Annotated in this window: 18 protein-coding genes; 12 read left to right on the forward strand and 6 right to left on the reverse strand. The window is 64.9% G+C overall.

Annotated elements, in window-relative coordinates; translation table 11 throughout:
- Positions 1 to 100: 100 nt before the first annotated feature.
- Together IPM16_23205 and IPM16_23210 are read left to right on the forward strand one after the other, a co-directional pair.
- Positions 101 to 1363 carry a c-type cytochrome gene (locus IPM16_23205; GenBank protein MBK9126015.1) on the forward strand — a complete coding sequence of 421 codons (1263 nt, stop codon included), beginning with the start codon at positions 101 to 103 and terminating at the stop codon, positions 1361 to 1363.
- Positions 1364 to 1497: 134 nt separating this feature from the next.
- Complete coding sequence (locus tag IPM16_23210; protein MBK9126016.1) at positions 1498 to 2175, forward strand: hypothetical protein; 678 nt, start codon at positions 1498 to 1500, stop codon at positions 2173 to 2175.
- 192 nt (positions 2176 to 2367) lie between these two features.
- Here IPM16_23210 and IPM16_23215 read toward each other — a convergent pair whose 3' ends face one another.
- From IPM16_23215 to IPM16_23230, 4 genes are all read right to left on the reverse strand, one after another.
- A complete protein-coding gene (locus IPM16_23215; protein ID MBK9126017.1) occupies positions 2368 to 2778 on the reverse strand; it encodes a hypothetical protein in 411 nt (136 codons plus the stop codon).
- A 183-nt stretch (positions 2779 to 2961) separates the two neighbouring features.
- Complete coding sequence (locus IPM16_23220) at positions 2962 to 5031, reverse strand: ABC transporter ATP-binding protein (GenBank protein MBK9126018.1); 2070 nt, start codon at positions 5029 to 5031, stop codon at positions 2962 to 2964.
- 751 nt (positions 5032 to 5782) lie between these two features.
- Positions 5783 to 6565, reverse strand: a complete 783-nt coding sequence (locus IPM16_23225; GenBank protein ID MBK9126019.1) for an ABC transporter permease — start codon at positions 6563 to 6565, stop codon at positions 5783 to 5785.
- Positions 6566 to 6795: 230 nt separating this feature from the next.
- Positions 6796 to 8340: an ABC transporter substrate-binding protein gene (locus tag IPM16_23230; protein ID MBK9126020.1), complete on the reverse strand. Its 1545-nt coding sequence runs from the start codon at positions 8338 to 8340 to the stop codon at positions 6796 to 6798.
- 229 nt (positions 8341 to 8569) lie between these two features.
- Here IPM16_23230 and IPM16_23235 point away from each other — a divergent pair, with 229 nt between their 5' ends.
- Genes IPM16_23235 through IPM16_23245 form a run of 3 tightly spaced genes read left to right on the forward strand, consistent with a single transcriptional unit; the run spans position 8570 to position 9937 of the window.
- Positions 8570 to 8791, forward strand: a complete 222-nt coding sequence (locus IPM16_23235; protein MBK9126021.1) for a hypothetical protein — start codon at positions 8570 to 8572, stop codon at positions 8789 to 8791.
- 8 nt (positions 8792 to 8799) lie between these two features.
- Entirely contained in the window at positions 8800 to 9291 is a 492-nt protein-coding gene (locus IPM16_23240) for a hypothetical protein (protein ID MBK9126022.1), read from the forward strand.
- A 4-nt stretch (positions 9292 to 9295) separates the two neighbouring features.
- Positions 9296 to 9937 (forward strand): toll/interleukin-1 receptor domain-containing protein, encoded by a 642-nt coding sequence (locus IPM16_23245; GenBank protein ID MBK9126023.1) that lies wholly within the window; start codon positions 9296 to 9298, stop codon positions 9935 to 9937.
- Positions 9938 to 10440: 503 nt separating this feature from the next.
- Here IPM16_23245 and IPM16_23250 read toward each other — a convergent pair.
- Complete coding sequence (locus IPM16_23250; protein MBK9126024.1) at positions 10441 to 10950, reverse strand: tetratricopeptide repeat protein; 510 nt, start codon at positions 10948 to 10950, stop codon at positions 10441 to 10443.
- A gap of 287 nt (positions 10951 to 11237) precedes the next feature.
- Between IPM16_23250 and IPM16_23255 the strand changes: the two genes are divergently transcribed.
- Entirely contained in the window at positions 11238 to 12059 is an 822-nt protein-coding gene (locus tag IPM16_23255) for an alpha/beta hydrolase (protein ID MBK9126025.1), read from the forward strand.
- A 161-nt stretch (positions 12060 to 12220) separates the two neighbouring features.
- Here IPM16_23255 and IPM16_23260 read toward each other — a convergent pair whose 3' ends face one another.
- Positions 12221 to 13339 (reverse strand): PQQ-dependent sugar dehydrogenase, encoded by a 1119-nt coding sequence (locus tag IPM16_23260; GenBank protein ID MBK9126026.1) that lies wholly within the window; start codon positions 13337 to 13339, stop codon positions 12221 to 12223.
- A 217-nt stretch (positions 13340 to 13556) separates the two neighbouring features.
- Between IPM16_23260 and IPM16_23265 the strand changes: the two genes are divergently transcribed.
- The 6 genes from IPM16_23265 to IPM16_23290 all read left to right on the forward strand — a co-directional run bounded on the left by IPM16_23265 (position 13557) and on the right by IPM16_23290 (position 17910).
- Entirely contained in the window at positions 13557 to 13793 is a 237-nt protein-coding gene (locus tag IPM16_23265; protein ID MBK9126027.1) for a hypothetical protein, read from the forward strand.
- A 91-nt stretch (positions 13794 to 13884) separates the two neighbouring features.
- Positions 13885 to 14250, forward strand: coding sequence for a holo-ACP synthase (gene acpS / locus IPM16_23270; protein MBK9126028.1), 366 nt, complete (start codon positions 13885 to 13887; stop codon positions 14248 to 14250).
- A gap of 226 nt (positions 14251 to 14476) precedes the next feature.
- Entirely contained in the window at positions 14477 to 15781 is a 1305-nt protein-coding gene (locus IPM16_23275; GenBank protein ID MBK9126029.1) for an MFS transporter, read from the forward strand.
- Positions 15782 to 15857: 76 nt separating this feature from the next.
- Positions 15858 to 16895, forward strand: coding sequence for an aldo/keto reductase (locus IPM16_23280; protein MBK9126030.1), 1038 nt, complete (start codon positions 15858 to 15860; stop codon positions 16893 to 16895).
- A gap of 16 nt (positions 16896 to 16911) precedes the next feature.
- Positions 16912 to 17391: a GNAT family N-acetyltransferase gene (locus tag IPM16_23285; protein MBK9126031.1), complete on the forward strand. Its 480-nt coding sequence runs from the start codon at positions 16912 to 16914 to the stop codon at positions 17389 to 17391.
- 39 nt (positions 17392 to 17430) lie between these two features.
- Complete coding sequence (locus tag IPM16_23290; protein ID MBK9126032.1) at positions 17431 to 17910, forward strand: GNAT family N-acetyltransferase; 480 nt, start codon at positions 17431 to 17433, stop codon at positions 17908 to 17910.
- The last annotated feature ends 107 nt before the right edge of the window (positions 17911 to 18017 follow it).

Consider the following 18017-nt stretch of genomic DNA (forward strand, 5'->3'; position numbering starts at 1 on the left):
GGCGAGGGGCCGCATCAAACAACAAATCCCCGGCGCTGAGCAAAACGGCGCCGGGGGCGTGGGCCGAGGGGCATCGATTGAGCACTAAAGGGACTCGCTAATGCTTCAATTCGGACGAATGCTAGTTGACCGTATTGAGAACCGCATTCTGGTTGGGATCATCGCCTTTGTCGGCATCATGGTCCTGGTCGGATGGGTTGCGATCAACGAGAACGCGCGTATGGCCTCGTTTACCCGGCAGTACAACGCGCGGTCGATCGAGCGCGGCGCCGAGTTGTTCGCTGCCAACTGCTCGACCTGCCACGGCACCGATGGCCGCGGTGTTTCACTGCGTGCGCCGGCCCTCAACAGCCCGCACCTCTTTGGTTACGACTTTCTCGCGCAGTGGGACGATGAAATCGACACGCTCAACCGCGAGATTGCAGCACTGGAATCCGAGAAGCTCGCGCTTCAAGACGAGCTGGCGGCGGACGGCGTAACCGACCGCCGCCGCGAAGCGATCGAGACGCGTATCGCCGAGATCGACGCCGAATTGGCCGATCCGGAGCGTCAGGCTCGCATCGAGGAGCTTCAGTTCGAGCGGCAGCAGCAGGTCACCGCGATGGTCGCGGCCGTCGACAAGGGCTACGACCCCGACGTGCCGTCGCGCCTCGTTCAGCTCGGTTGGGGTGGCACGCGTGAGAGCTTCATCCAGACGACGCTGATCCACGGTCGGCCGACCAGCATCAGCTACTGGCGCGCTCCGATGGTGTCGTGGGGCCAGCGCTCCGGCGGGCCGCTGCGCGACGACCAGATTCAGGACATCGTCAATTACATCCTGAATTGGGACAAGGGCACCGACTGGACGCTTGAGGATCTCCTTGCGGTTCAGCAGTTCCCGATCATCCCCGGTGAAGGCGGCGGTGGCGAGATCACCGCAGAAGCTGTCGGCAGCGATGTCGACGCGGCGCTCGCGGCGTTGACGACCGTCGTCGGCGATCCCGTCCGCGGTCAGGCGCTGTACGAAGGCTCGGAGCGCACGCAGCGCGCGCAGCGTCTTGGCTGTTCAGGCTGCCATTACGGCGGCGTGCAAGGCCCGGCGTATGATGGTCTGTGGGAGCGTATCCTCGATGAACGCCTGACCGACCCTGCCTTGGCGGGCTACACGCCCGAGCACTACGTGATCGAGAGCATCCTGGCTCCCGGCGCTTACGTTGTCTCGGGCTGGGCGGCAGGCCAAATGCCGGCTCAGTTCGGTCAACAAATGAGCGCACAGGACGTAGCCGACATCCTCGAATTCATTAAGGCGAGCGATCCGAACTACGTCGCGCCGGAACAGCCGGCCGAGGAACCCGCCGCCGAAGGTGAAGGCGACGGCGGCTAACCGGTCCGCAGCTCTCGCGCCCGCTCGTCTGGGGTGCGCCACTGACACTGACGCAAGACCAGCCCCCGTGACGTGTTCCGGGGGCTTTTTGTCGGGCCGTGCCGGCCTCCCGAACAATCGGAAAGGACAACATCGTGTACCGTACCCTGATCGTAATCGCCGGCCTGCTTATGCTTGCGGCTGGCCTCGCCCTCGCGCAGGAGCCTGCGCCGACCGAGACACCCAACCTGTCATTCTCGTGCGACCCGGACGCGCTGCAAACGTACGCCGCAGCACGGATCATCAGCGCGCAGGTCGCGCTTGCCGAAAGCACCGACCCCGAAGGGATCAACGCGGCGTTGGGGCAGATGTACCTGATCGGCGAGGAGTTCAAGGCGCGCGCGCTGGCCTGCGGGTATATCCCCGAAAACATCGGCCAACTGCCGATCGGGGAGGATACGTCCACCGAGCGCGTGCTGGAGGTCATGGACACGCTCACCGGCGATCCGCTGCGCGGCCAACTACTGTATCTCGGGCAGGAACGCAGCAGCCAAAACGCGACGCTAGGCTGCTCCGGCTGTCACGAGACGGGCGACGTCGCGCCGATCACCGAAGGCACGTGGACGCGCTGGGACGAGGAGCGCCGCCTGCTGCCCGAGTACGCCGAACAGGAGTTCGCGTATTACGCCGTCGAGTCGATCCTGCACCCCAACGTCTACGTCGTGCCGCCCTACGGCGAAAACCTGATGCCGGCGATCTATACGCTGGCGCTCGGCTATCAAGACCTGCTCGACCTGATCCTCTTCCTTGAGAGTCAGGATCAACTTCCGTAGGCGGGGGGAAGCGATGAGGTAAGCGCGGGCGGGCCGCCCACCCGCACCTCTATCTCTCCCGAGGAGAGGGGCTTTCGGCTTGTGTCTTGCACGCCGCGCATACTCCGCAAGCCTCTGCGGTGTGGTAGGAACGCGATACATCGCGTCCGAGCAGGCAGGCACAGAGCACACAGACGATGCCGAGCTCGTAGGTCAGGATGCCGGCGTATCGCGCGATCTCGACTTGGCCCGTGCCTCGGCGATCATCCGCCGCGCGTCGTCGAGGGTCGGCGCGGTCAACACCGTGTTGGCGCTCGACGGATCGAAGCGCCGAAACGCCTCCATGATCATGTTGGCGAGCTTTGACGTCACCACCACGCCCATGCGCAGGTTCTTCGGCGCGTTCGCGATAATCTGCTTCGTATTGGTGATCGCCGAGGCCGCGTTGGTCGCCCAGCCGCGTGTGTAATCGGTGATGATGTAGCAGCGGTGCGGCTTGCTGCTAATCTTCGCATAAGCGTCTTCAAACGCCGTGAAATAGTCTATCCACTGGAACTGACCGATAAACTCAACAATCAGGACGGTCTCCTCCGGATCGTCCCACGCAATACGTATGTCAGCCATAATGCCGCAGCCTTTCACTTCAAAAATTCTTGGAACTGCGCGCCGCTCCTCGGTGGGCGCCGCTTGGCATAATTCTATAGGGATTCCCGGCCGCTAGGCTTTAGATATGGCGGAAGGGACTCGGCTATGACCTCACATCCCCGGCCACAAAGAATGCGTAAACGGTGAGGCGAAACCCGTGAATCACAGGGGATCGCCTTCCCCGCCCGCCGGCACCTGCAACCGGCGCAGTTCGTCGACCTCGATGTGGCAGCGGATCAGATGGCCGTCGCCGGCATCGCGGAACGGGGGCGCTTCGGTGCGGCAGATGTCGCCCAGATAACGCGGGCAGCGCGTGTGGAAGCGGCATCCGGTCGGGATGTTGCGCGCGCTCGGCACGTCGCCCTCAAGGCGGATGTCGGTGCGCGACGCGGTCGGGTCGGCCACCGGCACCGCCGATACCAGCGCCTCGGTATACGGGTGCGACGGCCCGACGTACACGTTCGCCGACGGCCCCTGCTCGACAATCTCGCCGAGGTACATCACACAAATCCACTCGGCCAGATACGCCACGACGTCAAGATCGTGCGAGATCAGTAGGTAGCTTGTGCCGGTGCGGGCGCGCAGGTCTTTGAGCAGGTTGAGCACGACGGCCTGCACGCTCACGTCCAGTGACGAGGTCGGCTCGTCCAGCAAAATCAGCGCCGGCTCGGCGGCGAAGGCACGGGCGATGGCGACGCGCTGTTTCTCGCCCCCGCTGAGTTCGGCCGGATACCGGTCGGCGTGCGAGGCAGGCAGTCGCACGCTGGCGAGCAGTTCTTCGACACGGGCCTTCACCGCGCCGTTGGACATCGTACGGTCGAACATGCGCACCGCCCGGCCGATCCCGTAGCCGATCGACTGGTACGGGTTGAGCGCCTCCTGCGGGTTTTGCATCACGAGGCGCAGGTGGCTGAGCATGTCCGGCGTGCGCTTGCGGACATCGTACGGGATGTCTGCGCCAAGCAGTTCGATCGCGCCTGAGTCCGCCGGTTCCAGCCCGACGATCAGGCGCGCAAGCGTGGTCTTGCCGCTGCCGGACTCTCCGACGAGGCCCAGCGTCGCGCGTGCATTCACATACAGCGAGACGTCGTCGACGGCGCGCACCGGTTTGGGCATCTGGCCCATCAGCCGTGCCAATACGCCGCCTTCCTGAAAGTGTTTGGTCAGCCGGTCGATTTCCAGCACCGCGCCCTTCCGGGCACTGTCCTGCGCCGGCAGCTCGCGCTCCGGCGGATGGATCAGCTCGAGTTCGTCACGCGCGATTTCCTGCCAACGGTGGCAGCGCACGGCGCGCCCGTCCGGGGTCTCCTCGAGCGCCGGCTTGACCTCGCGGCAGATGGCCTGCGCGACCGGGCAGCGGTCGGCAAACACACACGCCGGCGGGCGGTCGGCGAGGCTGGCCGCCACGCCGGGGATCACCGGCAGGCGCGACTCGTTCTGGTCGGCATAGCTGCGCGGCAGGCTCGCCAGCAGGCCGGCGGTGTACGGATGCAGCGGGCGGGCGTACAGCTTGGCGGCGGGCGCGGTTTCCATCACCTCGCCGGCGTACATGACCGTCACGCGTTCGCACAACTGCGCGACCGTCGCCAGATCGTGCGAGACGTACAAGGCCGCGGCGCGGTTCTCGTGAATCAATTCGCGGAACAAGTCGAGGATCACCGCCTGTGTCGTGACGTCGAGCGCGGTCGTCGGCTCGTCCAACACGAGCAAGCGCGGCTGCGTGCTGAGCGCCATCGCGATCGACACACGCTGGCGCATGCCGCCCGACAACTGGTGCGGGTAGCGCCGCGCGACCACGTCCGGATCGGCGATCTTGACCTTGCGCAGCATCTCGACCGCTGCGTCCAGCGCCGCCTTCCGGCTCAGTCCTTCGTGCAGGCGCGTGATCTCGCTGATCTGCTCGCCGATGGTGTACGACGGGTTGAGCGCGGCCAACGGATTCTGCGGCACGAGGTTCAGCTTCCGGCCCCAGATCGTGCGCATCTGCTCGGGCGATTTGGCGGCCAAGTCCTCGCCGTCCAGCAGGATCTGTCCGCTGCTGATGCGCGCGTTCGGCGCGAGGTAACGCATCAGCGCCAGCCCGAGCGTGCTCTTGCCGCTGCCCGACTCGCCGACCAGACCGTGAATCTCGTCCGGTTGAATGTCGAGCGTGATGTCGTTCAGCGCGTTCAGCCAGCGCCGCTCGATTTGGTAATCGACGCGCAGCGCACGCGCCTCAAGCACAGTGGACATGGTTAGTTTCCAATGGCCAGTAGACAGGTGTCAGAGGAAGGGCGAAAGGGGAGATGCGCCCCCTCACCCCCCAGCCCCCTCTCCCTCAAGGGGCGAGGGGGAGAAGGCGGGCGCTGCAACTTACCCCTCGCCTCCCGGAGAGGGGCGGCGGAGCGCCAGCGACGCGGGGTGAGGTTTGTGTCAGGGAGAGGGGCAAAAATACGGACGCGGGATGCGGTATGTACGTAGGGACACGGCACTGCCGTGTCCGGGGGACGCGCCCCCTCACCCCCCAGCCCCCTCGCCCTCAAGGGGCGAGGGGGAGAAGCCGAGACCCGCAGTTTGCCCCTCGCCTCCGGGAGAGGGGCGGCGGAGCGCCAGCGACGCGGGGCGAGGTTGGCTTCAGGGAGAGGGGCAAAAATACGGACGCGAGATGCGGCATGTACGTAGGGACACGGCACTGCCGTGTCCGGGACATGCGCCCCCTCACCCTCCGGCCCACTAACCCTCACCCCCTGCCCCTCTCCCTCAGGGAGAGGGGCATAACGTGCGTGACACGCCGAGTCGTGTTGTAGGGGCGACCCGGCGGGTCGCCTGCCGCGGCTCGCGTTGACTCGTGCGTAGGGACACGGCACTGTCGTGTCCGGGGGACGCGTCCCCTCACCCCCCGACCCCCTCTCCCAACCTTCGGTGCTCCCGTCGGTCGTCAAGGAGAGAGGGGGAGAAGTTACGTGGTGCAAAACCTGACACCTGGCGACTGAGAACTGGTCGCTCATACGAGACTGCCTTCGTACCGGAACACGCGGCGCAGGCCGTCCGCCATCAGGTTAACGCTGATGACCAGCACCGCGATCGCGCCGGCGGGGAACCACAGCGCCCACGGCGTCTGGTTGACGTCCAGACGCGCTTCGTAGACCATACGGCCCCAATCCGGCGACGGCGGCTGAACGCCCAGACCCAAAAACCCCAGCGACGCGGTGAGGAAGATCGCGTAGCTAAAGCGCAGCGCGGCCTCGACGGCCAGTGCCGGCAGCACGCCGGGCAAGATCTCACGGGTGAGGATGAACAGCAGGCTTTCGCCGCGCAGGCGCGCCAGTTCGACGTACGCCGCGCTGCGTAGATTCAAGGTGGCCGAGCGAATCACGCGGGCCACGATCGGCGTATACAGAATCACGATCACCAGCACCAGCCCCGCAGACGACGGTCCAAGCGTTGCCAGTACCGCCAGCGCCAACACCAGCGCCGGAATCGCCAGCAGGCCGTCGAACACGCGCGATACCACCTCGTCGATCCATCCGCCGGCGTACCCGATCGCCAAGCCGATGCTCGTGCCGACGATCACCGCCAGCACGGTCGCGACGCCCGGCAGCCCGACGATGTCTCGCGTGCCCCACAACACCCGGCTGAACACGTCCCGTCCAAGCCGGTCGGTGCCGAACGCAAACTCCACACCCGGCGCCTCTCGCCGCGCGACCCGTCCTTCCTCGTTTCGCACGAACTCGTCATACGGGTACGGCGCGACCGCCGGCCCAAGCAGCGCCAGAATCAAAAACATCAGCGTCACGCCTGTCCCCACAAGCGCCAACGGCTGACGTACCAACGGTTTCAACCGATTGAACAAAGAAAGAATCCTTGTGTTTTGGGCTCCGCCCAAGCCCGGCAGGGGTTGTCACCCCTGCACCCCGTATCGGCGGATGTGGCCGGCACGCCGGCCACATCCGCAGTACGCGGGTCAAGGGATGCAAATCCCTTGCGGGGGTTTGGGGGCAGCGCCCCCACGATACGCTACTCGGTGACGCTGACGCCGCGCAGGTCGGTGAGGCCGGGGACAGGGTTCATGTCGAGGCCTTGCACGCGGTTGGTGACGGCGCCGAGGACGGGCGCGAAGTAGGGCACGATGATCGGGCCGCGGTCGGCGAAGATCTGGGCGATCTGCTTATAGATCTCCGCGCGGGCGGCCGGATCGGTGGTTTCGGTGGCTTGGGCGGCAAGGGCGTCGAGCTCGGCGTCGTTGAAGTTGCTCTCGTTGTAAGGTGCGCCACTGATGTACGCTTCGACGAGGTACTGCTGCGGGATGGCACGGCTCGACCATCCGGTCAGGCCGAGTTCGGCATCGAGCCACTCGTTATCGCCGTAGTAGACGCCTTCGGGCCGGACGAGCAGTTCGACATCGATGCAGGCATCCTGCCACTGCTGCTGCATGACGACGGCGAGGTCGGGGTAGCCGAGGGCATCGACGACGTAGAAGTCGAAGCTGATGCGTTCGTCACCGGTCGCTTCGAGGATCAGCGCGCAGGCGGCGGCGGGATCGTACGTTTCGGGGATCGGCTCGTAGAAATCGCCGTAGATCGGCCCGATCGGGTCGTTGTTGCCGACCGCGCCGAGGCCGTCGATCGCCAGCTCGTTGAGTTCCTCACGGTTGACGCCGAGCTTGAGGGCTTGACGGATTCGCGGATCTTCGCCGCGGAAGCCCTCGGCCGTGCGGATGCGGATGACCGGGTGGATGTTGGTGGCCTTGTTCAGCACGGTGATTCCGTCGGCGTTCTCGAGGGTTGAGAGCTGCGTGACCGGAATCTTGAAGATGAAATCGGCCGCGCCGCTGGTCAGCGCCTGAATCTGCGCGAGCGGGTCTTCGATGTAGACGTGGGTGACGCCGGCAAGCTGCACGGCATCCGGCTTGAAGTAGTTCGCGTTGGCGCTGAAGACGGCGCGCTCGCCGGGGAGGAACTCGGTCAGGACGAACGGACCGGTGCCGGCGAAGTTGGCGTAAGGAGCGTCGCCATCGGCCAGCACGTTCGGCGTGGCGATGTCTTCGCTGAGGATATAGGCCAAACGCCCGCCAATACCGTATAGGAAGTCGGCATTGGGCGACTCGAGCGTGAAGGTTACGGTGTCGTCATCGACGGCTTCAATGGTGAACGCGCCGCCGCTGAGCAGGCCAAGCGCGGGCGATTCGAGGGTCTTCAGGCGCTCGAAGGTGTACACCACGTCCGAGGACGTGAACGCCGCGCCGTCGTGGAACGTGACGCCCTGCGCCAGTTCGAAGGTATAGACGAGGCCATCGTCGCTGATGGTGTAGCTGGTGGCGAGGTTGGGCGCGATCGCGTTGTCGGGCGTGACGTCGAGCAAATAGTCGTAAATGGTGCGGTTAAACAACAGTTCGGGGTCGTTCGAACCGAGGGCCGGTTCGAGATTGACCGGCGCATTGGTGGCGATAGTCAGGGTGCCGGACTGTGCGCTTGCCGGTAGGGCAATGAGCGACAGCAGCACGGCGGCAATGAGGGTCACCACGATCAGACGCGGCGCTGTGCGTGAGATGCTGAATTCCATTATTCCTCCTCAAGGGGATTGAGTGGGGGAAACGTCGACGGTGCCTATGTCCGTCAGCACGTCAGACAATTCCAAGTCTACCCGTCTTACGGATTCAAACAAGCCGCCTTTACGGGAAGGCTCGGCGGATTCTTCAAGAATACTCACGACGTGTTCTATGGTTGCGAGTGGTTGTGGGCATCCCGAAATGCCGTATACTAATCCTGTAACGTAACGTGTGAGGTGCGCCGTGCTGCCGCTGTCCAAGACCCCTAACCCGAAGATCGCCGAAGAGCGTGTGCGACGCGGCTGGGCCGAGTCGGTCGAGGAGGCATTGGTCGAACTGACGCCCGAGCAGCAGCGCAACCGCGCCGAGACGATCGATCACCTCGCGCAGCAGGCGGCCGAGAATCGGGCGAACCTCAAGTCGCTGCCGCGTTCGCCGCGGCGCGCGCCTGCCCGTCAAGGATAGCGGCAGGCGTGGCCGATCGACCGGACGCCGCGCGGCTGAAGCCCCCGCTTGCCACCCTGCATCGTGTGATTGCCGGCGGCGAGCTTGGCGCCGACATCACCTGTGAACCGCTCGCAGTCACCCACCCCCAACGCACGCTGCTGACGATCACCGACCGGCTGAACGGCGAAATGTACGTCGTGGCCGATGTCGAGGCGGCAAGCCGCGATGTCATCCTGCTGCTGGCGCTGACCGGCCCGCTGCACGTCGCCGCCGACGATCCGGCCTTTCTGCGTGCGCTCGAGTACTTCGCGTGGACGGCCAGCACGACCTCGATGATCCTGCGCGTGGCAGAAGATGCAGATGCCGGGACGCTTCAATTCGCGCTCGGCACGCGCTTCCGCGTGACTCAGGACGGGTTGGCCGTGACACTCGAACACAACCTCAGCCTACTGCGCGCGATTTACACCGAGCTGGGCGACAACATCGACGTCGTGCTGTACGAATGCGGATTGGATTGACGACATGGCCGGACAGACCGGAATATTCATCAGCCACGCGCACGCCGATCAGGAGATCGCCGACGTGATCCGCAAGAAGCTGCGCCGGTTCTTCGCCAACGGCGTGCCGATCTTTCTGTCTCCCAACACCATCGCCGCGGGCAAGAACTGGCTGCCGGAGATCGAAAAGGCGCTCAAGTGCCGCGTGCTGTTGGTGTTGCTGACGCCCAATTCGTTGTCCCGGCCGTGGCTGTGGTTCGAGGTCGGCGCGTGCTGGGACGCCCACCGCAGCGACCAGACGACCATCTTGCCTGTCACCGTCGGGCTAAACGCCGAGGATATCCCCGCGCCGCTCGACCAGATTCAGACGCCCGACCTCACGACCAAAGACGGCTGCAAGGCGTTCTTCTCCAGCCTGCACGACGTGTTCGCGCCGCTGGGGATCGTCGAGGACATGCGCAACAACCAGTTCATCAAGGCGCTGCAAGCCAAGCTTAAGCCCTCGGCCGACATGCTGCCTGCGCCGGCAACCGACGCGCTGATGGAGGCGCTCGGGCATCTGCTCGAACAGGATGCGCTCAAGCACGCCGACCTGTCCGTGTTCGGCGACGCCAACCTACTCACCGCGCAGCAAATCCGCCAGCTCAAGCGCAAGTCGTCAGGTTAGGCGGCGTTTCGGAGTGCAGGGATTTCTCGGTGCCGTGTCCGAAAGAAGAAGAACCACCGAGGCCACGGAGGACACAGAGCACACAGAGGCGGTCTGTAGGGGCGACCCGCCGGGTCGCCCGCGTAAAACCTCACTCCGGGCACAGAGAATTCCCGGTGCCGTGTCCGAAAAGAGAAGAACCACAGAGCACACAGAGAACAAAAGAGCACACAGAGGCGGTCTGTAGGGGTGACCCGGCGGGTCGCCCACTGTGATTGTTGCGCAAAATGTCGCGGTGTCGTAGGGACACGGCACTGCCGTGTCCGAGAAGAAACACGGGCACAGAGCATGCAGAGACCCTAGCGGGTCGTCCACGTAAACCCTCACCCCCGGCCCCTCTCCCTCAGGGAGAGGGGAGTTACACGACCGGACTTGCCTCACCTCAGCACCAAACTGGAGGAGGGGCCGGGGGTGAGGTTGTCTTCCTTTGCCTCATCCTTACCCGCGCACCCAACCGCCCGAAATCACCGCGCTTTGCGGCGGAAGGTCGTGAGGTGGCGCTGCGCGTCGGCCTTGTGTTTGTCGCCGGTGGCGTCGAAGCGATCATACGCGCGTTCCATCCATTCGACGGCGTCGAGCGCGTGGCCGGCCTTGTCGTGCGCGAGTGCTATCGCATAGAGCGTCTCGCCCCGCTGGGGATCGAGCCGGTACGCCGCGTCGAGGTGTTTGAGGGCATCGTCCGCTCGGTTGTCACGCAGGGCGACCAGTCCGAGGCCGTAATGTGCCAAGACCTCACCCTGAAACGACCGCAGCGAGCGCTCGAAATCGGCCTGCGCGAGGTCGTCGGTACCCAGTTCGTAGTACATCAGGCCGCGCGCCGCCCAATACTCTGCGTTCGACGGCAGCAGACGGATCGCCTCGTTGAGCTTCTCGACCGCGGCCTTCGGATTGTTCTTCATATACGCGGCAAGCGCGTCTTTGTACAGCAGGTCGGCGTCGTAACGCGCCGTCAGGCGTTGACCAATCGAGGGCATCGGCGGGTTTCCTCATGACCGTACTTTCCCAGAGGGTTTCCACCCTCTGGACTCCCGAATCTGCAATTTGATGCAGCCTGAGGCATCAAATTGCGTGAAACGAGGTGCAGGAGTGCAAACTCCTGCCGGGGTTTGGGGCAGCGCCACAAGACGAAGGCGCTTCAATCGACTATCAATTATAACGTCGGTCGGAGGCTCTACGCTGAAAACGGGAGATGCCTCCTATACTGCTGATAGGCGCTGAAGAAAATGTATCCGCTGGGCTTCGGCGCGAGGAGAAACACGGGATGGCAAACTGGCGTTCGTATACGCTTGCCCGCAAGGAACACACGGTCGTCGGAGAGCTGTTGATTACCGACGACGTCCACAGCCCGCAGCGCGACAACCGGCGCAGCGTGCTGGTGTGGCTTCCGCCGACGTATCGCCTGAGCGAGCGGCGCTATCCGGTGATCTACATGCACGACGGCGACAACCTGTTCGACGCGCATGGCAGCTACGCCGGCGAATGGGGCGTCGACGAGACGCTGACCGCACTTGCGCCGGGCGGAATCGAGGCGATCGTGGTCGGCCTGCCGAACATGGGCGAGCAGCGTTTCCTCGAATACAACCCGTTCGGCGGCGCGGGCGAAGACTATATCCGCTTCATCGTCGACACCGTTAAGCCGATGATCGACGATGAATTCCGCACCCTGCGCGATGCCGCCCATACGTGTATCGCGGGCTCGTCCATGGGCGGCTTGATCAGCCTATTCGGTTACCTGCGGTTTCCAGAGGTTTTCCGGCTGTGCGGCGCGTTCAGCCCGGTGTTCTGGCTTGAGCACGATGCGCTGGTTCAGATGGTGTTGGCCGAGACCGCCGAGCCCGGGCGCGTATATCTGGACGTGGGCGGCAAAGAGGGCGACGTCATCATGCGGCTTGCACCTGAGATGTTCCCCACGCTCGACGACGCCCACAACGCCTACCGGGATGGCGTGCGCCAGCTGCGCGACGGATTCAAACAGAACGGTTACGGCAAGAACCTGCTGTACCTCGAGGATCCGAACGCCGCGCACAACGAGCCGGCGTGGGCCGCGCGCTTGCCGTCTGCCTTGCGCTTTCTGCTGGGATAGGATTCGGGCTTCAGAGGGCGACCCACGAACCCTCACCCCTAACCCCTCTCCCGACCTGCGGTGCTCCCTACGGTCGTCAGGGAGAGGGGAACCTGACACGTGTGTTGTGTGCGAAGGGACACGGCACGGCCGTGTCCGGGAGAAAAGCGGGCACAAAGCCATCAGCGCGGGACAAGCCGCCAGATTGCCCCGCCGTCGGAGTCGACGCTGCTCATGTACAGCCCGCCGTCCGGCCCCTGTGCGATGTCGATTCGGCAGCGCGCCTCGCCGAGCGGGATCTCGACCACGGCCTCGACGGCGCGCCGGTCGTCGTCCAGCGTGACCATGCGCAGCGACGGATAGCCGTCGTTCCACACGCAGAAGAACAGCTTGCCGATCCAGTCCGGCGCGGCGTCATTGTCATACACGAGGATTCCGGTCGGCGCCTCGGTCGGCGTAAAGCTAAGAAGCGGCGCGACGTAGTAGGTCATGTTGACGCCCGCGGCCGTGCCGCCACAGCGGTAATTCGCGCCGTGGCCGTAGTGGAATCCGCGCAGGATCAGGTTAATCTCATCGTCGCACTGGTCGCCATTCTCGGTGGCGAAGATGGCCGTGCCTTCGAGGTCGAAATCGAAGTCCCACGCGTTGCGCAGGCCGTAGGCGTACACACTGCTGCCCTCGATCGGGTTGCCTGCCGCCGGCACGAGGCCGTCATCGGTGACGTCGAAGCGGTGAATCTTGCCGGGGATGACGTCGAGATCCTGCGCGTTGGCCGGGTTCTCGTAGTCGCCGACGGTCAGGTACAGCCGGCCCTCGCGGTCGAACGCGACGTGCCCGCCGTTGTGGATCAGCGGGCTGCCGACCAGCGGCACGCTGAACATCACCTCCGGGTCGCGGCCGATGCCGTTTTCCTCGGTGAAACGCACGAGCCGATTGGCCGGATAGTCGCGCTGGGTGCCGGGGTTGGTGTGGACGACCCAGATGTGTCCGTTCTCGTCGTAGTTCGGGTCGAGTGCGATGCCGAGCATGCCGCGCTCGGCCAGCCCATCGACCGGCAGCGTGATCACCGGCTCGGGCTGGAGCACGCCGTCCGCGCTCACGACGCGCACATTGCCCGTGTTCTTCTCGGTGTAGAACAGCCGGCCATCCGGCGCGAACGCCAGCTTGACCGGATAGTTGGCGGCGATGTACCGGTCGACGGTATAGGTCACGCCGCCGGCGGTGAACGTTTGCGCGGGCTGCGCGCCGGCGAGCGCAACCGTCAGCGTGAGCAGGACAAGGAGAGCGATGGAACGGCGCATGGCGTACAGCTTTCTACGTGCAGCGCGGGGCGCTGCCCAACCCACCTCACCCCCGTCTCACTGCGTTCGACTCCCCCTCTCCAACTTGGAGAGGGGGTTGGGGGTGAGGTCATCGTCGTGCCCGATTGTACCGCAGCGGCCCGAATCGGCTTGTCAGAGCGGGCGGATGCGCGGTACACTTCGTGCAGATTTGCACTACCGCCGGAGCTTCGTGGACGTGGACATTTTCACCCTCATCGTGATCATTGCGCTGATCGGCATTGACATCATCGCCGTGTATTACATCATGCGGCTGGGCCTCAAGCACGAGGGCTTGCACGAACCGCTGAAGCCGGACGAATCGGTTGCCGTGCAGCGCCTGCGCAAGCTCAATGCCGAGCGGCTGGAGAAGATCGAAGCCGCACGCGCCAAGGCGGCCCTGCCTGCTGGTGGCGAGCCTGCGCCCGAAGCGTAATCCGGCAGTGCCCGCCGGGGCGACTATCCACAACAGTCCGTATGACGCAGCAGGGCGAACTGCCTGCTGCGTTTGATTCACGGAGGGCGGCGTGCTGCGCTGCGGAATTGACTCGATCGACATTCAGCGGATAGAGGACGGCATCGCCCGATTGGGCGAGCGCTTCCTCGATCGGTTCTTCACCGCCGCCGAGCGCGCCGAGTGCCTCGATAAGCCGCACCGCCTTGCCGCGCGGATCGCCGCCAAAGAAGCGGTCGGCAAGGCGTTCGGCACCGGCATCGGCGACGTGAGCTGGAAAGAGATCGAGATCACCAGCGACCCGCGCGGACGGCCGGTCCTCACCCTGCACGGCGCGGCCGCCAAGCTTGCTGCCGAAATGGGCCTCACGGAGTGGGACGTCAGCCTGACCCACACCGACACCACTGCCTCCGCCGTGGTGGTCGCACTTGGTCATTGAGCAAACCCGCAAATCCGGGTAGCCTTCTACCAACACGTCATGGAAACGATTCACTCCAAAGGGCTTGCGCCCTCTGGACTCCCAATTCTGCGATTTCGAGCCGCGCGCGGCTCGAAATCGCGAGAGATGAGGTGCAGGAGTGCAAACTCCTGCCGGGGTTTGGGGCAGCGCCCCAACACGCCATAGCGGATACCGAGACCGTTCGTTGAACCCACAGGTCGCATAGATGCACAAATCTCCTGCCAACCGCCCGGCGCGGCGTGACCCGTACGCGGCGCTGCGCTATCGCAACTTTCGCCTGCTGATCGCGGGGCGCATGCCGGCGCAGATCGGCGAGATGATGGTCAGCGTGGGCGTAGGCTGGGAGCTGTACGAACGCACCGGCGACGCCTTCGCGCTGGGGCTTGTCGGGCTGGTGCAGATCATCCCCGTGCTGCTGCTGTCAGTGTTCGGCGGGTACGCGGCCGACCGCTACGACCGCAGGCGAATCGCGCTCATTTCGCAGCTCGTGCTGATCGTGTGTTCGCTGGTGCTGGCGGTGTTGTCGATCACCGAAGGACCGTTGGTGCTGCTGTACGGCGTGCTGATGATCATCGGCGCGGCGCGTGCATTCAACAACCCGGCCGAGGGCGCGCTCACGCCGCTGACGGTGCCGCAGGAGCAGTATCTCAACGCGGTGACGTGGAACTCGACGGTGTGGCAGTCGTCGGCCATCCTCGGGCCGGCGCTGGGTGGCCTGCTGATCGCATTGGCGAACGACGCGGCGCTGGTGTACCTCGTCAACGCGGCGGCGGGCTGTGTGCTGGTGGCCGCCCTGCTGATGATCGACGTCAAGCAGAAGACCTTCATCTCGGCCAACGAACCGCCGCTGCAAGCCATCCGCGGCGGATGGCAGTTCCTGCGCCGATCGCCGGTGATCCTCGGCGCGATCACACTCGATATGTTCGCTGTGCTGTTCGGCGGGGCGGCGTTCCTGCTGCCTGTGTTTGCCAAGGACATCCTGATGGTCGACGCGACCGGCCTCGGCCTGCTGCGCACGGCCCCGTCCGTCGGCGCGCTGATGATGGCGGTGTACTTGAGCCGGCGCGCCCCGTTCGAGCGTTCCGGTCATACGCTGCTGTGGGCGGTGGCGGGCTTCGGCGTCGCGACGATCGTGTTCGGCGTGTCAACGTCGTTCGTGCTGTCGATGGCGATGCTGTTCCTGCTCGGCGCGCTTGACAACATCAGCGTGGTGATCCGCCACACGCTGGTGCTGACGTACACGCCGGACGAGATGCGCGGGCGCGTGTCGGCGGTCAACAGCGTGTTCATTGGCGCGTCGAACGAACTCGGCGGATTCGAATCCGGCGTCGCCGCGGCGCTGCTTGGGCCGGTCGGGGCGGTCGTGACCGGCGGCATCGGGACGATTCTGGTCGTGTTGGGTATCGCGCGGTGGATACCGGCGCTGCGGAACTTCGGGCTGCTCAGCGGGCCTGCTGCGTCACCGGCCGAGCCTGCGCCGGAACCCGAGCCGGCGGAGCAAGCGGCGTAACGTCCCGCCACGCGAAGCACCGGGTATACTCTCGATTCATCACTCTCCACTCATCGCTATTCTTGAGGAGGCGGTCATGGAACACAGATTGCTTGGTGGATCGGGACTCAAGGTCCCCGTGCTGGCATTCGGCACCGGCACGTTTGGCGGACGCGGCAACTTCTTCAGCGCGTGGGGCAACACCGACGTCGCCGAGGCCAAGCGGCTGGTCGACATTTGCATCGACCACGGCGTGACCCTGTTCGATACCGCCGACGTGTACTCGCGCGGGGCGTCGGAAGAAATCCTCGGCCATGCGCTGGCCGGCAAGCGCGACAAGGTGCTGATCTCGACTAAGGCGACCTTCCGCATGGACGACACCGACCCCAACAACGTCGGATCGTCTCGCTTTCACCTGATTAAGTCGGTCGAGGGGAGCCTGCGCCGCCTGCAGACCGACTATATCGACATTTACACCATGCACGGCTTCGACGCTAAGACCCCGGTCGAGGAAGTGCTGTCGACGCTCGAGTCGTTGGTACAGAGCGGCAAGGTGCGCTATCTGGCGTGCTCGAACTTCTCAGGCTGGCACCTGATGAAGTCGCTCTCGATCAGCGAACGCTACGGATGGTCGCGCTATGTCGGGCATCAGGCGTACTACTCGCTGATCTGCCGCGACTACGAGTGGGAACTGATGCCGCTGGCGCTCGATCAGAAGGTCGGCACGCTGGTGTGGAGCCCGCTGGGCGGCGGGCGGCTGAGCGGAAAAATCCGGCGCGGCCAAGCGGCGGGACCGAACACGCGCGTCGGGCAGATCGGCGGCGAGGGGCCGGCCGTGCCGGAGGAGCGCCTGTACCGTGTCATCGACGCGCTCGACGAGATTGCCGCGGAAACCGGCAAGACGGTCGCGCAGGTCGCGCTCAACTGGTGCTTGCAGCGCCCGACGGTCAGCACGCTGGTGTTCGGCGCGCGCAACGAAGAGCAGTTGATGTCCAACCTCGGCGCAATCGACTGGAACCTGACGGCCGAGCAGGTCGACAAGCTGGACACCGCCAGCGCTACGCCGCCGGCATACCCGTACTGGCACCAGTGGGGCTTCAAAGAGCGCAATCCGCGCCCGGTGCCGGGGGCGTAGCCGGAGTAGGCCGCCTATGACCCTCACCATCCGCCCGGCCGTGCGCGAGGACGCGCCGGTACTCACGCGGCTGACGATGCGTGTGCTCCGGGCGCACGCAGACGCCTATCCGTGGCGCTTCAAGGCGCTCCACCCCGACAACCCGGCGGTGACCGCGTGGTACGAGTCGATGCTCGACAGTCCGCTGAACCCGATCGCCATCGCCTTTGACGGCGACATGCCGGTCGGGTACGCGGCGTGTTCGCTGCACATGGCGCTCGACCATCCACTGGTGTTCGGTTCGACGTCGCTCGTCATCGAGCAGATTTCGGTCGAACAGGCGTACGAAGGTAAGGGTGTGGGCCGCCGCCTGCTCGAGTGGGCGCTGGATGTCGCGCACGAGCGCAAGGCGCAGCGCGTTCAGTTGGTGGTGCATGACTTCAACACGCGCGCGATCGCCTTCTACGAGCGCCACGGGTTTGAGCGTCTTTCGCATACGATGGTCAAGCTGTTGTGAGCGTGCCGCTTTCGGTCTGGAAATCTCGAGGTCATGCCGATGTCCATTGTGGTTCGCCCTGCCCGACTCGAAGATGCCGCCGTGCTGGCACGCCTCAACTTGCGCGTGCATCAGCTTCACGTCGACGCGCTGCCGGCGCGCTATAAACCGATTCGGCCCGACCAGTCCGAGGTGATCGCGTGGCACGCGCAGCACTTGATGGACGAGAACGCTTATGTCGCCATCGCCTACGACGGCGACACGCCGGTGGGCTACATCCTCGCCTTTGTGCAGACGATTCCGGACAACCCGTTCGTGTACAGCACGCCGAATTTCCACATCGATCAGATGTCTGTCGAGATGGAATACGAGGGGCAAGGGGTGGGGCGTCTGCTGCTGGAGGCCGCGCTTGCTGTCGCCCGCGAGCGCGGGGCGGAGACGATCTCGCTGGGCGTCGCTGCCTTCAACGAACGCGCCATCGCTTTCTATGAGCGGCACGGGTTCGAGGCGCTGTCGCTGCGCATGGCGAGGCGGGTGTAGAAAACTGGGGCGCTGCCCCAAACCCCGCCAGAAGGCTTTCGCCCTCTGGCCTCCCTTTTCCGCAAATTCGATGCGCGTGCGCATCGAATTTGCCGTAATGGGGTCAA

It is taken from the genome of Candidatus Flexicrinis affinis (assembly GCA_016716525.1).
GTDB classification, from domain to species: Bacteria; Chloroflexota; Anaerolineae; order Aggregatilineales; family Phototrophicaceae; genus Flexicrinis; species Flexicrinis affinis.